The sequence below is a fragment of the Bradyrhizobium sp. MI1.11 genome (genome assembly GCF_055811255.1).
This window is the reverse complement of record NZ_JBVVPM010000016.1, coordinates 41261-55758: the sequence shown is the minus strand read 5'-3', so window position 1 is coordinate 55758 and position 14498 is coordinate 41261. Positions and strand designations below refer to the sequence as shown.

At 61.0% G+C, this 14498-nt stretch carries 10 protein-coding genes; 5 read left to right on the top strand and 5 right to left on the bottom strand.

The window, feature by feature from the left end:
• Nucleotides 1-980: 980 nt before the first annotated feature.
• Nucleotides 981-2345, top strand: coding sequence for an MFS transporter (locus AC0L30_RS17800; RefSeq protein WP_157158508.1), 1365 nt, complete (start codon nt 981-983; stop codon nt 2343-2345).
• Nucleotides 2346-2968: 623 nt separating this feature from the next.
• Here AC0L30_RS17800 and AC0L30_RS17795 read toward each other — a convergent pair.
• From AC0L30_RS17795 to AC0L30_RS17775, 5 genes are all read right to left on the bottom strand, one after another.
• Nucleotides 2969-3340 (bottom strand): hypothetical protein, encoded by a 372-nt coding sequence (locus AC0L30_RS17795; RefSeq protein WP_009859400.1) that lies wholly within the window; start codon nt 3338-3340, stop codon nt 2969-2971.
• A gap of 773 nt (nt 3341-4113) precedes the next feature.
• Nucleotides 4114-4659 (bottom strand): carboxymuconolactone decarboxylase family protein, encoded by a 546-nt coding sequence (locus AC0L30_RS17790; protein ID WP_009859399.1) that lies wholly within the window; start codon nt 4657-4659, stop codon nt 4114-4116.
• A 34-nt stretch (nt 4660-4693) separates the two neighbouring features.
• A complete protein-coding gene (locus tag AC0L30_RS17785) occupies nt 4694-5311 on the bottom strand; it encodes a nitroreductase family protein (RefSeq protein ID WP_009859398.1) in 618 nt (205 codons plus the stop codon).
• A 188-nt stretch (nt 5312-5499) separates the two neighbouring features.
• Nucleotides 5500-6420: an NADP-dependent oxidoreductase gene (locus tag AC0L30_RS17780; RefSeq protein WP_473404829.1), complete on the bottom strand. Its 921-nt coding sequence runs from the start codon at nt 6418-6420 to the stop codon at nt 5500-5502.
• Nucleotides 6421-6665: 245 nt separating this feature from the next.
• Complete coding sequence (locus tag AC0L30_RS17775; protein ID WP_473404828.1) at nt 6666-7157, bottom strand: OsmC family protein; 492 nt, start codon at nt 7155-7157, stop codon at nt 6666-6668.
• Nucleotides 7158-7901: 744 nt separating this feature from the next.
• Between AC0L30_RS17775 and AC0L30_RS17770 the strand changes: the two genes are divergently transcribed.
• The 4 genes from AC0L30_RS17770 (at nt 7902) to AC0L30_RS17755 (ending at nt 14268) form a co-directional block, all read left to right on the top strand.
• Nucleotides 7902-9143: an efflux RND transporter periplasmic adaptor subunit gene (locus AC0L30_RS17770; protein ID WP_009859396.1), complete on the top strand. Its 1242-nt coding sequence runs from the start codon at nt 7902-7904 to the stop codon at nt 9141-9143.
• Nucleotides 9140-12313: an efflux RND transporter permease subunit gene (locus tag AC0L30_RS17765; protein WP_473404827.1), complete on the top strand. Its 3174-nt coding sequence runs from the start codon at nt 9140-9142 to the stop codon at nt 12311-12313. Before AC0L30_RS17770 ends, AC0L30_RS17765 begins: the two co-directional genes overlap by 4 nt.
• A gap of 296 nt (nt 12314-12609) precedes the next feature.
• The gene (locus AC0L30_RS17760; protein WP_009859394.1) at nt 12610-13011 is read left to right on the top strand and encodes an SPW repeat domain-containing protein; all 402 of its coding nucleotides are present in this window, start codon (nt 12610-12612) and stop codon (nt 13009-13011) included.
• Nucleotides 13012-13245: 234 nt separating this feature from the next.
• Entirely contained in the window at nt 13246-14268 is a 1023-nt protein-coding gene (locus tag AC0L30_RS17755) for a hypothetical protein (protein WP_354167159.1), read from the top strand.
• Nucleotides 14269-14498 lie beyond the last annotated feature (230 nt).

Genomic DNA, 14498 nt, shown 5'->3' with positions numbered 1-14498 from the left:
CTCACGACGTAATCCTTCAGGTTTAAGTCGAGCGCTTCGCGGGCGCGAATTCATTGGCCAACAGCTTGAAGCCGGGCCGCCGCATCCCTTGACAAATCACTCTCTCGGCATCAATGCAACCTCAAGCAGACTCTTCCTAAACCGCTATCGCTTCCGGCCCGCGCTGCAATCCCAACGCTGGACGAACATTGCCAATTGCACATGCGTATAGCATGGAAACTGGGAATGGCACGGTGCCGTTCCTCAATCCATTCTAGGTCGAGGCGAGTTGCGCAGTCCGTTGCTGCAGCACGCTGCCCGCAGAACCGCAATAACCATGGTCTATCAACTCTATGCCGCGAGATGATTTCCCTCACCGCTGGGCGACCGCCATCGTGTGAGACCGCATTTGCGGCAAAGGCAGTGGAGGATCGTCCGGCGCTTTGATCGCCAGATACCGGAATGAGGAGTGCGATACTGAGGCTGCAGACTAGCGACGTCTCTCTTGCTTTTGCATGCGCTGTGGCGGCTAAATCCATTTGCTTAGCGATCAGGCGAGCGGGTCGGCGCCATCCTGTGTAACCGCCTGCAGTTTTTTGCGACGGTGGACAATGCGGCCGGGGCAAATCGAAGCAGTATCGTTGGACGGTCGGGAAAACACGGAGGCGCTTGTTGAAAAGCTCAGCTTCATGATCGCCTACGGCTCCGATGCGCCGGTGGTCTCCGTAGTCACCGGAGCATCGCCAATGACGATCCCTCTATCTCCAGGCAACCAGCTTTGTTCTCAATCCCAAGAGCCGGATCGTGACTCCGTCTATTCGGCCGTCTGGGTCTGGCCCGCGACCTCAAGCCTTCGGCAAAACTAGTGAGGAGCAGCGGCAAACTATGGCGAAGGTGAATGAATGGCGCAAAAACATGTAGAGTGCCGCAGCTGCGGCGTTATCGATCCAGACCCCTGCCCTCGAGAGTTCGGGCGGAAAGCGCCGGCTCCATGCCGACGCATGGTGCTCACGGCCTGTGTGCTCGCGTCGTCGATGGCGTTCATCGATGGGACAGCGCTGCCCGTCGTGCTGCCGATATTGCGCGCCGATTTCGGTGCTGACCTCGTCTCCGTCCAATGGGTTCTCAACGGGTATATGCTGGCGCTCGCCTCCCTGACATTGATCGGCGGGGCGCTCGCGGATGTTTATGGCAAGGCGCGCATGCTCACCCTCGGTTGCGTCCTGTTCGCTCTGGCGTCCGCGGCTTGCGCGTTGGCGCCTTCGCCCGCATGGCTGATCACTGCCCGGGTGGCGCAGGGAGCGGCCGCAGCGATCGTCACACCTGCAAGTCTCGCCCTGATCGGAGCAACCTATCCGCGCGCAGAGCGGAACCGGGCGATCGGCGCATGGGCAGCGGCATCCGCTCTCACCACCGCCGGAGGTCCTGTCCTGGGCGGCTGGCTGACCGAGACCTTTGGCTGGCCATCCGTGTTCTGGATCAACCCGCCGCTCGCGTTCGTAGCAGTGGGAGTTCTGCTAGTCTTCGCGGGCAGAGATGACCTTATCCAGCGCCGGTTCGACGGGATTGGCGCAGCGATCCTTGCTTTAGCGCTCGGGACACTCACCTGGGCGCTGAGCCAGATCGGACCAAGTCAAGCTCGGGCCGCTGCAAACGCACCAGCCCAATCCGTGACGGTGCTCACGATAGTCGCCGGGTTCGGCGTTCTCGGGTTCGCCGTCTACGCGTTGTGGGAGCGCAGAAGCGAGCATCCGATGACGCCACCCCGCCTGGTGGAGAACCGCACCTTTCTCGGGCTGAACGTTGCGACGCTGATGATCTATATGGGGATTTCGATCGTGTTCTTCCTTCTACCTTTTGACCTCGTCGACCGCCGCGCCCTGTCGTCGACCGATGCCGGGCTGGCGTTCCTGCCTTTCACGCTCGGCGTGGGGCTGTTGTCGAATGTCTTCGGCGGGTTGGCCGACAAGATTGGCACGCGGACCATGCTTATCGCGGGACCGGCAGGTGCCGCGCTCGCCTATGTCTGGTTGGCGCTCGGTCAGAAAGAATCTTTGATGCTCGGCGTGATCGTACCCATGACGCTGCTTGGCCTGTCCTTCGCGGTGCTCGTGGCACCGCTCACCGCGTCCGTCATGTCGAGCGTTGACCAGACGGATGAAGGGCTCGCCTCCGGCATCAACAATGCAGCGAGCCGGGTTGCGCAGCTTGCAGGTGCGGCATTAGCCGCCGGTGCCGCGTCTTTCGACTCCGGCTACGAGATCGGTCTCGCCGTAGCCGCTGGGACCTCAATCTGCGGAGCTTTTACAGCCGCAATAATCGCCATGCCGGCCGACACGAAAGCGGCCGGCTCGGGAGGCGTCTAGACCCATGGAATTCAACTAGATTCGATATTGGCTTGCCAGATGCCCTCAAGTTCGCCGAGCCATTCGGAGCGGAGTGTCTCGATCCAGGCTCAGACGCACCAGGCGCTGGAACACGAGTTGCCCGGAAGCCGGACTATCGCGATGTTCGCGACGCCGCGAGCCTTTGACGCTGGCGCCGTGAACGCCATCCTCGGACTTGATTACCGGATTCGTTAGCCGCAGGCCTCGGCCGGAAGGTCTGCTGGATTTCAAGAAGATCGGTGCGTTGACGGGCAGATGCACTCACGCCATCGCATCCTCAGGGGGAATGCTGAACGATCATAGAGGGGTGGCAGTTGCCTTCCTAGTTAGTCATCTGGATGACCGAGGGACGCTAAACTCTTTCAAATACATGTTGGCCAGCGGCGGCGTGAGGAGCCGCACGCCGCCAAGCTTTGGGGTCACGACGAGCGTGGCCAGCCGGACCCTAAGAGAAGCTCGGACAGTAATGGTAGGATAGCTCCAATATCATCGCCAATCCTTGGGGTGTCATCGACGGCGGTGATCTGATCGTGGATCGTCCGGAGGTCGGCGCCGACTTCCTTACATGCAAGCGCAAACCCTCGGGAGCGCAGAGGACTTTGTCAATACGGCGGACAAGTCGGCAAGTCGGCCCAGGGGGCTGTCGCAAAGGCGCCGACGCGCGGTCCGGGCGCACAACCTGACCTGTAATATCCGTAGCCGTAGGCTCGATAATATGAATTATAGATTGGATCGCCCCAATACGAACTATAGGCGGGATAACCCCAGTTCGCATCATCGGTCGGATAGCCCGAGTACGAAGGATCAGGATGACCCCGCCGCGCCTGATAGCGCACGTCCATCGTCAGGGCCGGTCCCGCCGCTCTAATCGACGTACCATTAATCGGCGCAGCAGACGACTGGGCGGTGGCGGTCACTGCAAGAGGTACAGCAATCGCGAGGGCAATCGCGAGGCTGCGGACTTGAATCTTCATGAGTAGCTCCTGTTCGTTCTACCCCCCGGCAAGAATGACGTTGCAAGGCCGGCGAGGGAAATCACCTCTGGCCATAGAGTCGATAGACGATCATTATTGCCGCCGCGCCGCATGATGCCCGAACGAGGACTCTCAACGACTGCGTCTGCAAATACTTCCATTGCCGCGATCGAGTCCCATTTTTAACTCTGCATATTGCGGTGACGCGGTTAACAATGAAGCTGTTCTTTCATACCCAGGTCTAGCGGTAGCACGGAGCTAGGTCCCCGACCCACCACTCGATCCGAGCAGACCCGGACGTTACGTCGCACTCGGCCCTTCGGCCACCTCCCGCGTTTTCCGCTTTTGTGCCGCTGTTGAGGGTTACGCCCATCTTGCTCGGCCTAAGATATTGCCTATTGAGGGAGGCGGACGAGACGTACTGTTTCACATCAACGGTCTTCTCCGATTCTGCTATCGTTCCTTCGCTTCATGTCGCGAGTGCCAGTTTGCCGTTTCGCTAAGGCTTCGAGCTGATAACAATTCCGATCCTATGAGCGAGCCCGGCCTCTTCTCGGTATCGCGCCGATCCTGTGTTCCTTCGCACTTGCCAAGCTGTCCCTCATAGTGACAATCGCCGTTCTGGCTTTTCGTAAACTCCTCGTCGGCACGTACCAAAACGCCCGGAGGCGCTCCCACCATTTTTCCTGGGCGCATCCGGGCAGTGGTGTTGCGTTCGCATCACATGAACGCTCCGAGCACTCTCGGAGGTGTTCGATACGACCGGATGGAGTTTAGACCGAGCCAGCCGGCGCAACGGCGGGAAAGTCCTTCTCGGGATCGAACACATTGTTGAAAAAGTTCGTCAGGGAGTACATGGCCACGAGCGCGACGATCTCAATGACATTCGCATCCGTGTAGCCGGCATTGCGGACGGTCTTCAGATCGGCGTCGCTGATCTTGCCGCGGGTCTCGGCGACTTTGCGCGCGAACTGGATCCCGGCGTCCCGCTTCGGGTCGCTGGCGTGACCCATCCGAGCGAGAATTATTTCATTGGCCGGCAGCTTGGCCATATGATCGGCCGTAAAACTATGAACCGTCAGGCAATAGTCGCAGCCATTCACTTCGGACACAGCGAGACCGATGCTGTCACGCGTCTTCACGTCGAGCGACTTGCTCAAGGAGCCGAGCAGGGCGGCCCATGCGTTGAACGCGATCGGGCTTGCCGCGAAAGTCGCCATCATGTTCGGCGTGAACCCGATGTTCTTGGTGAACATGTCGAGGGTCGGTTTCGATTCGGGTGGCACTTGTTCCGGCTTTAGAGCTGCAATCCTGGGCATCATGTTCTCTGTATTTCGGTGGCTTCACTAATAATCAGACCAGATTCAACACTTCAGCCAAAGGCCGCCGCGGCTTCTGTGGCCAGTTTCCCGGACGCTCGGCCCCTACGGACAACAGCATGACCGGTACTTCATCCTTCGTAAGCGCGAACTCGCGGTGCACTGCTTCCGCATCGAAACCGATCATCGGGGTCGAACCCAGGCCTAGCGAGCGGGCCGCATAAATCATCGCCGCCGCGCCGAAGGTGCCGGTGCGTACGGCCTCGTCGCGCTGGCGCTGCGGGTATTCCATGTACAGGTCCCGTGCGGGGATCTCCCATTCCGGCACCATCTTTGCCGGCATGATGCCCTCTTTTACCAGCGGTGCCAGACGGTCGGGTACTACGCTAGAGTCGGCCAACTGGCCGCAGATGATGAAAGTAACAGCCGCCTCGGTGATCGCGGGCTGGCTCCAAGCGATCGGACTGAGGCGAGCCTTGGCTTCCGGCGTGCGCACCGCGATGAAGCGCCAGTTCTGCAAGTGGAAGGATGTCGGCGCGGTGGTCCCGATTCGAACCAACTCGCGGATTTGGTCGTCGCTCAACGTGGCGGCAGGGTCGTAGTACTTCGTGGCCCGGCGGCTCAGGATGCATTCGATGACCTCATTGGTCATAGTTCTTCTGCTGGTCATAGTGATTCCGTTGCTCAAGTTGTTGTTCTGCGTGCGGGAATAGGCTGAGATAATGAGGGCTTTTGCTCCTTTTACTGGAAATGCTACGGAGCCCGCTCGGTAGTTTCCCACGTTGCTCCGGCTCTTCCGATAGGACGCGCCCGGCCACGTGCATCGAAGGCGCACGTCGTTCAGGGGCGAGTGCGGATGATCGTCTTCCCGTCGATGCGCTCGGTCGGATTGAAAGCGGCGACGGCGTCATCGAGGATCGAGACGGTGCCGATGTTCGTCCGCAGTCGCCCGTCCCGCACCCGCTGGACGATTTCAGTCAGTTGGGCACGATCGGATTCGACGACGAAGTCGACCGCCAAGGCGTCGGCAGCGCGCGACGCCTCGCTCGGCCCGACGATGGACACCAGCGTTCCTCCGGCTCGGATCAGGCGGGCGGAACGCTTCCCGATGTCGCCACCGATTACGTCGAACACCAGATCGACTCCGCCGACGTCTTCCAGGACGTCGTTGTCGAGGCTAACGAACTCATTCGCGCCGAAGTCGAGCGCCTTCTGACGATGAGCGCCACGCCCGGTGCCGATGACGTAAGCGCCGACCTCTCGTGCGAGCTGTGTCACGATTGATCCGACTGCGCCGGCCGCGCCGTGCACGAGAACGCTCTGCCCTGCCTGAAGGCGGCCGTGCACAAAGAGCCCCTGCCACGCCGTGAGGCCCGAGATTGGCAGACTCGCGCCTACTATGAAGTCGACGTCACCCGGGAGCGGGGCGAGGTTGCGCGCCTCCATTGCTACATACTCCGCCAGGGTGCCATCGCGATACCAGTCGGCGAGGCCGAACACCCGCTGTCCAACCGACAACCCCGTTGTGCCATAGCCGAGGGCGGCGACCACTCCGGCCAGCTCGTGTCCGGGAATCGACGGTGTTCGGTCACGATCGAGGCGGTCGGTCCATGTAGAGGGCCACTCCAGCTCAGTCGGGACGAATCCCGACGCATGAACTTGAACGATGACGTCGTTGATCGCCGCTCGCGGCTGGGGCCGATCCACGAGCCTCATACCCGCAGTTCCCGCCGCCTGGTCCGTTACGACAATTGCCTTCATCATCGGCCTCCCTGTGTGTGGTGTGTCGTCATTTTCAAGTTCTCTTGCTGACGAGCAAAAGTACGGTCGTGAAAAATCGATGGTCTAATGACGGGTGGCTATGCAATCGATGCCATGGACGCGAAAGCCCAGAGCGCGTCGGCGGAGCGAATGCCCCGCGGGGCATCGCGCGCCGCGAATTGAAGACCCTGCGGGTATGACAGACTGCGATGCCCCGGTGCTGTGATCGACGGCACGAGAGACGGTCAATCCGGAGTAATATTCGGAATCGGGAGCAGAGCCACGTCATCCTCGTAGCTGGCCTGAGGGCTTTCTAGGTGGCCGGAGGTTGTAACGTCCAGACGTGTGGTAATATCCGCACCAGAACCGAGAATTTGGCCTACGGGACAGAGGTTTGCGGCTTCCAGCAAGAATGTGCGCTGCTGCGCGTCGAGGTCTCCTTCAAGCACCACGGTGCGCTCGAACGAATCCTTTTTGCCTCGGAAGCCGTGATGGAAGCTGACACCCACCTTCACGCGCTCCAGCGGTAGTTTCTGGCGCTGAGCCTGGAAACGAACGCTCATAGCACTGCATGCGGCAAGAGACGCGCTGAGAAGGTCGTAAGGATTGGGTCCACAAGAATTGTGGCCGATGCCATCTGGGCCGCCGACAGCAAACCGAGATTCGCCGACATGGCAAATCAGCGCGCTATGATTGGTGGGGTCGGTTGCGACAACAACTTCGCGAATCTTGGTCACGATTAGGTCCCGATCCTTCGAATGATTGATCCATCGACTTCGACGAGCTTGTCCGCCAGTGACCGCAGGAAATAGATGTTAGCTGTGGTGGGAGATCCCAGCCTTGCGTCCACGCAAGCGAGCGCGTTCAGCAGGTAAGTCCGAAGGTCCTTCAGGTAAAGTTATCATTTCCATAATCGCCAGGAATGCTCCGTCGAGCGTATCGACGTCCGGGTGAACAACTGCATCAATGCGCGTGGCGGGCCTAGGGTCCGTCCGGTCACGAAGAATGCATTAAGTTCCAGTCAGCCGAAGTCCCAGAACGTGGACGAGCACACCGCTTTCCACACTCGGTCCTCAAACGATGCGTGACCTTCTTCAGTGATGGTTGCGCCAGTTAAGTCTCAGGAGGACGCAACGAAGCCCGTCGTACGAGCTTTGCTCGGAGCCCTTGACGCGACTTCGCGGCGGCATCGATACCCGATGACTGCACGCGGCCTGGAAGCAGAGTAACGCGGCGCCCTCGAGTGCGGTGCGGCTTCTGAGGTCCCTCGCTAGGCGTCGTGCTCGCGGGTCGAGCGGCAATAACGGCCGTTTATCAACTCCATAGCAAGAGGTGATTTCAGTCGCCGACGTTGCAAGGTCACTCTCCAAAGTATCGTCGAGGGATATTTACGGTTTCGAGGTTCGGCACCCGGACCAACATGGGAATCTTTGAGAGTGGGTCGACATGCTAAGCAACGATGTATTCGAAATCCTCGCTCCATGGGCACGCTGACACTGCGACCTCCGTCCTTAGCGGCGGCGGAACCTCCCGTGTGTAGTTCGTTTCGTCGCCTTCGGTGCAGCGGCGCGCCGATCGTTCTGCTGCTTGCGTTGGCGCTCGTTGGCTGCCAAGACAAGGCGCAATCGCAGGCGGCCGCGCCTCCGCCACCGTCGGTGACAGTCGCGCAACCGGTGAAACGAACAGTCACCGACTGGGATGAGTTCACCGGCCGGTTCGAGGCGATCGAGGAGGTTCAGGTCCGCGCTCGCGTCGGCGGCTTCATTGACAGGGTCGCGTTCACGGATGGTGCGATCGTTCATGCAGGCGATCTGCTTTACATCATCGATCCACGCCCGTTTGAGGCGGTCGCGTTGCAAGCCCAGGGTCAACTCGACGACGCGCGGGCCAAGGAAGAGCTTGCGAAGCGTGAACTCGACCGTGGCCTGACCCTGGTTCAAACTAGCGCGGTCTCGCAGCAGGTCGTCGACCAGCGCCGTCAGGCGTTGCAGGCGGCTCATGCGGCTGAGACGCAGGCCGAGGGTACATTGAAGGCCGCCCAGCTCAACGTCGAATTCACCCATGTGCTGGCGCCGATCACCGGCCGCGTCAGCCGTCATCTAGTGACCCCGGGCAATCTGGTGCAGGGGAGCGAAAGCGGCGCGACCCTGCTGACCTCGATCGTGTCGCTCGATCCGATCTACATTTATTTCGATGTCGACGAGCCGACCTATCAACGCAACAGCAAACTGTGGTTTCAAGGCAGGCGGCCGAGTTCGCGCGACACCGCGAACCCGGTGCAGGTGTCGTTGACCGGCGAAACGAAACCCTCACATGAGGGCAAGATGGACTTCCTGGACAACCGGCTCGACGTCTCCACCGCGACGCTGCGCAGCCGCGCCATCATCCCCAACAAAGATCTCTCGATCCTACCCGGCCAGTTCGGCCGCGTTCGCCTGATCGGCAGCGCGCCCTATGAGGCGCTGCTGATTCCGGACGTCGCGGTCGCAACCGACCAGTCGCGAAAGATCGTGTTCGTGGTCAAGGACGACAATAGGGTGGAGGCAAGGCCGGTGGTGCTCGGGCCTCTAGATGACGGCCTGCGGGTGATTCGCGAGGGCCTGAACCCGGAGGACCACGTCATCATCAACGGCATTCAGCGCGCCCGCGTCGGCGCCAAGGTGACGCCAATCATGTCGCAAACGCTGGGGGGCGACAAGACTCCGCCAGGTGCCACACCATGAATCTCGGAAGACTTTCCATCAACCAGCCTATCCTCGCGATGGTGCTGTCGATCGTGCTTCTGATCGTCGGCACGATCGCCTATCAGACGCTGCCGGTGTCGGAATATCCGCAAGCAGTGCCACCGACCGTCACTGTGACCACGCAATATCCTGGCGCCTCGGCGCAGACCGTTTCCGACACCGTTGCTGCTCCAATCGAGCAGGAGATCAACGGGGTCGAGGACATGCTCTATCTCTACAGCCAGGCGACCTCTAATGGTCAGCTCACGATTACCGTCACCTTCAAGCTCGGCACCGATCTCGACAAGGCCCAGGTGCTGGTGCAGAACCGGGTCGCAATCGCGCAGCCCCGTTTGCCGGAGGAAGTCCAGCGCAACGGCGTCGTCACCCGCAAGAACTCGCCCGACATCCTGATGGTCGTGTTCATGCTGTCCCCCGACGAGAGTTTCGACCAGCTCTACATCTCAAATTACACGCTGCTGCAGGTCCGCGACCAGCTGTTGCGGCTCGACGGCGTCGGTGACATTCAGATGTTCGGTGCGCGCGACTACTCGATGCGGCTGTGGCTCGACTCGGAGAGGATCGCCAATCTCGGCCTGACCTCGACCGAAGTAATGGCGGCGATTCGGGCGCAGAACCTGCAGATCGCTGGCGGCCAGATCGCGGAGCCGCCGATCGCCGATCGCGCGTTCCAGCCAAATCTCGTCTTCACCGGCCGCCTCAAGGACATCAGGCAGTTCGAGGACATCGTGGTGAAGGCCGGCTCGGACGGCCGCACGGTGCGGCTGCGCGACATTGCCCGCGTCGAACTCGGTGCGCTCTCCTATGCCACCAGCAGCCGCATCCTGCGCAAGCCGGCGGTTGCAATGGTAGTGACCCAACGGCCCGGATCGAACGCGCTTGCCACGGCGAAGGCAATCTCTACGACTATGGTAAAGCTGAAGGAGAGGTTCCCGAAGGGGCTCGACTACAATATTGGCTACAACCCCACCGAATTCATCGCCCAGTCGGTACACGAGCTGATCAAGACGGTCTACGAGGCGATGGCGCTCGTCGTCATCGTGGTGCTGGTATTCCTGCAGGGCTGGCGACCTGCGATCATCCCGATTATCGCGATCCCGGTGTCTCTGGTAGGTACCTTCGCGGTAATGGCCGCGCTCGGATTCTCAATCAACAATCTGACGCTGTTCGGGCTTGTACTCGCCGTTGGCATCGTGGTCGATGACGCGATCGTGGTGGTCGAGAATGTCGAGCGACATCTCCGGAATCGTATGAGCCGGCGCGAGGCGGCGCTTAAGACCATGGGGGAGGTCGGCGGCGCACTGGTTTCGATCGCACTGGTGCTCTGCGCGGTGTTCGTGCCGACAGCTTTCCTCGGTGGCATCTCCGGGCAGTTCTTCCAGCAGTTCGCTGTCACCATCGCGGTCGCAACCGCGATCTCCTGCTTCTGCTCCCTGACGCTCTCACCCGCGCTAGCCTCGCAGATCCTGGTCCCGCATGAGGAGAAGCGGTCGGCTGCGCGTTGGAACCTAATCGCGCGCGGCTGGTCGGCCTTCACTGGTGTCTTCAACCGTGTGTTCGATTGGCTGTCGAATGGCTATGCGGCTGTGGCATTCCTGGGGATCCGGCATTCCGCGCCGATGCTGTTGCTCTATGTCGCGTTGATCGGCAGCGCCGGCTGGCTGCTCGCGACCACCTCGCAGGGCTTTATCCCTGCGCAGGATCGCGGTTACCTCATCATCTCGGTGCAGTTGCCGGGCGCCGCGTCGCTTGCGCGAACCGCTGCGATCGTGCGCGAGATCGAGCGGATTGCACTGGATACGCCGGGTGTCGTCCGGGTCGCGGCGTTCAGCGGCTTTTCCGGCGCAACTCGCACGCAGGCCGGCAACGCCGCGGCGTTGTTCCCGGTGTTCGACGAGCCGGAGGCACGGCAGAAGAAGGGGTTGACGGCGATTGCAATCACGGCCGATCTGCGCAAGCGGCTGTCGACGCTCCAGGGCGCTTTCATCATCGTCATTCCACCGCCCGCGGTGCCGGGCATTGGCACCGGCGGCGGCTTCGCTATCCGCATCCAGGATCGACAAGGGCGCGGTCCCGAACTGCTCGCGGCTGCGACCAACGAACTCGTCAGAGCCGCGCAGAAGTCGCCAAAGCTGATCTCCGTGTTCTCGCCTTATTCGGCGAACACACCGCAGCTGTTCGTCGATGTCGATCGCGTAAAGGCGCAGAAGCTCGGCGTGCCCATCGCCAGCATCACCGACACGATTGAAACGTACTTTGGCTCGACCTATGTCAACGACTTTAACCTGTTCGGGCGGACCTACCACGTCACGGCGCAGGCCGACCTGCCGTTCCGGAAGGAGACCAGCGATCTTGGGCGGCTGCGCACCCGCAACGCTGTCGGCGACATGGTGATGCTCGGTAGCATCGTGGACTTCAAGGACATTTCCGGGCCCGACCGTGTCGCGCGGTACAATCTATACTCAGCGTCCGAGGTACAAGGTGAGCCCGCGCCAGGTGTGAGCTCGACGACCGCGCTCGACACCATCCAGAAGGTCGCCGACGAAACGTTGCCGAGCGGTTTTTCCCTCGAATGGACCGATCTATCCTATCAACAAGTGACGGGCGGCAATGCCGGTCTCTATGTGTTCCCGATCTGCGTGCTGTTCGTCTATCTCGTGCTCGCCGCGCAATATGGCAGCTGGACGTTGCCGTTTGCGGTGATCCTGATCGTGCCGATGTGCCTGTTTGCCGCGACGATCGGTGTGCGTATCCTGGGCCAGGACGTCAACATCCTGACACAGATCGGCTTTGTGGTGCTGGTGGGCCTGGCCGCCAAGAACGCGATCCTGATCGTCGAGTTCGCGCGTGATATCGAGCTCGAGGGCAAGCCGCGGCTGGAGGCGGTGATCGAGGCCTGCCGGCTCCGCCTGCGGCCGATCCTGATGACCTCGTTCGCCTTCATCCTAGGCGTGCTGCCGCTCGTGGTGTCAACCGGTTCCGGCTCGGAGATGCGCCAGGCGGTCGGGGTTGCGGTCTTTTTCGGCATGCTAGGTGTTACGCTGTTCGGCCTGATCTTCACACCCATCTTCTATGTGGTGGTCCGCAACCTCGCGGAAGGAAAGAACGAAGGCAAGCCGACTCAGATACCCGCGGCTGGGGCAGGGTGACAGGCAGTGGCGCCAATCCGCGACGAAGCTGCAACTTTTCAGCGCATGCGAGGAGCGGATGCGTTCACTTCTGCCGACTAACCCGCTTCTATTGCACCAGGCGAGTGGAATGGAAACGATAACGACCCGGCATTCCTAATGGTTGGCGTGCTGGCTTACCGTTCCTCAGCTGAGCTGTCCCGTGACTGTTTTAGCGAGCGCTCGCCAGCAGAGGACCGCCGAGTGGTCCGCTTGGGTCGATGCACTCTCCGCGTCGCAAGGACCCACTGTAGCAACGAAACACGTAGGAGACACCGATGTCATTCCGCTTCATCACCAAGTCTATCCACGCCTACCTCATCGATTATCCCGTCGCGATCGTGTTAATTGCAATGCCGTTCGTGCTGAACCTCGGCCAGAGCGGACCGCTCGCAATGTGGCTTTCGGCTGTCGTCGGTGTGGCCGCGCTGCTCTTGGCCGGCCTGACCGACCATCCCACCGGGTTCGTCCGCATCATTCCCTACTGGCTGCACCTTTGGGTGGATCGCGCAGTCGGGGTGGTGTTTGTCATCGCACCCTTTGCCTGCAAATTCGATGGGATCGACGCCTGGTATTATTGGATCCTCGCTGCCGCTGTCCTGTTCACGACGTCGGTCTTGAACGCACCTGAGGATCCGGTCACGGTCCGTTCGAGATTGGGCAGGCGCACAGCGGCGTGAAGGCGGCGGCTCCGTGGTTGACGGTCGAAATGTTGCCGGTGTTGGTCTGCGGCAGTCCGTCACGAACCCGCGCGGAGCGTGGTATTCACAGCCGCCCTAGCGATTCTCCCGAGAGCGATACGCTTGGAACCTGGGCTGGGGTCATTCTTCATAACGCCGATGGTGGGGGCTTGCACTTTGCAAGCCTTCGGGCGGTTCGGCCGCATCGCGCGCTTGATATTCAGGAGACTCAAGATGGCGTTTGCTCAGCCGCCGGACCGAAGCGCCGCGTTCGGGCCACGCCTTGACCATTTGGCGCTGACTCCCGCAGCGGCGGCCGTTTGCTACCCTTTTCTACTCCGGGCCTTTCATGCCGTCGTCGTCACGCAGGCCGCAACGCCCTCGCCATTCGCAATTGCCGGCGCGACCTTGATTCTGGCCATGGCGTTCGTCGTGCCGTTCCTCGCGTTCGCGCTCGCTTGCCGGCCTGACGCCGATCCCGTGACGCGGCGGCTCGCCTATGCCGGCGTGGCGACCCCAACGCTCTTCGTCTTTCTTGGCGTCGTTCAGGTCCTGATTCATAGCCCATTCCCTGACGAACTCGTGTGGTGCGCGCTTTGGCTTACGATCGCCATTTGGCCACAGACCGCCGGCAATCGCGCCGCGGCAACGGGGCCAACCGTGGGGCGCTGGCGCATTGTCCACGGAATAACGGCGGGGGTCTTGTGCCTATACGTGGCTTTCCATCTAGCCAATCATCTGTTTGGCTTGATCGGCCCCGACGCACATGCGGCCGTCATGAAGATCGGCCGCCTTGTCTACCGCTCTGGCGTGGGTGAACCGCTGTTGGTCGTGGCGATGCTTTTCCAGATTGGCACCGGGCTGTTTCTGGCATGGCATTGGAGTGCCGCCCCGCAGGGCTTCCATCGGACATTTCAGGTCGCCTCGGGGGCCTACCTCTCGGTGTATATCCTTGGGCACATGAACTCGGTATTCATCTACGCAAGAGGGTTTCTCGGCATACCCACAGATTGGAATTTCGCGATCGGCGCCCCGAGCGGGCTGATTCACGACGCATGGAACATCCGCCTTTTGCCTCACTACGCGCTGGGCGTGTTTTTTGTCCTAAGTCACCTTGCGTCGGGATTACGGATGGTACTGATCGCGCATGGCGTCGATCGGTTCGCTGCAAATCGTCTTTGGGGCGCGGGCATCGCAATAAGCGCCTTGATCTCGGCAGCGACCATCGCGGGTATGTGCGGCATTCGAATCAGCTAGGCAACAGCGGCAGGCTAAGGAGCCGAAATATTACCCTGAATGGACCGTCCTGTACTTCCGTTGCTGGCCTACTAGGAAGCCGACGCGACAGCTTGAATCGGATCGAATTTGCAGCCCGACGGGCTCCTTCTGAGAGGTGATTTTCTCCGAGCGGAGAAGGCGGCCACTCTCATGGTCGTTACGCGCAAGAGCCTTAGACCGCACCGTCACCCGTCCACGCTGCGACGCGC

What these genes read in the sequence shown, in the direction of transcription:
- AC0L30_RS17785 (WP_009859398.1), bottom strand. Translation starts at nt 5,311, where the DNA reads ATGACCAATGAGGTCATCGAATGCATCCTGAGCCGCCGGGCCACGAAG.
- AC0L30_RS17765 (WP_473404827.1), top strand. Translation starts at nt 9,140, where the DNA reads ATGAATCTCGGAAGACTTTCCATCAACCAGCCTATCCTCGCGATGGTG.
- AC0L30_RS17790 (WP_009859399.1), bottom strand. Translation starts at nt 4,659, where the DNA reads ATGCCCAGGATTGCAGCTCTAAAGCCGGAACAAGTGCCACCCGAATCG.
- AC0L30_RS17780 (WP_473404829.1), bottom strand. Translation starts at nt 6,420, where the DNA reads ATGAAGGCAATTGTCGTAACGGACCAGGCGGCGGGAACTGCGGGTATG.
- AC0L30_RS17770 (WP_009859396.1), top strand. Translation starts at nt 7,902, where the DNA reads ATGGGCACGCTGACACTGCGACCTCCGTCCTTAGCGGCGGCGGAACCT.
- AC0L30_RS17755 (WP_354167159.1), top strand. Translation starts at nt 13,246, where the DNA reads ATGGCGTTTGCTCAGCCGCCGGACCGAAGCGCCGCGTTCGGGCCACGC.
- AC0L30_RS17795 (WP_009859400.1), bottom strand. Translation starts at nt 3,340, where the DNA reads ATGAAGATTCAAGTCCGCAGCCTCGCGATTGCCCTCGCGATTGCTGTA.
- AC0L30_RS17760 (WP_009859394.1), top strand. Translation starts at nt 12,610, where the DNA reads ATGTCATTCCGCTTCATCACCAAGTCTATCCACGCCTACCTCATCGAT.
- AC0L30_RS17800 (WP_157158508.1), top strand. Translation starts at nt 981, where the DNA reads ATGGTGCTCACGGCCTGTGTGCTCGCGTCGTCGATGGCGTTCATCGAT.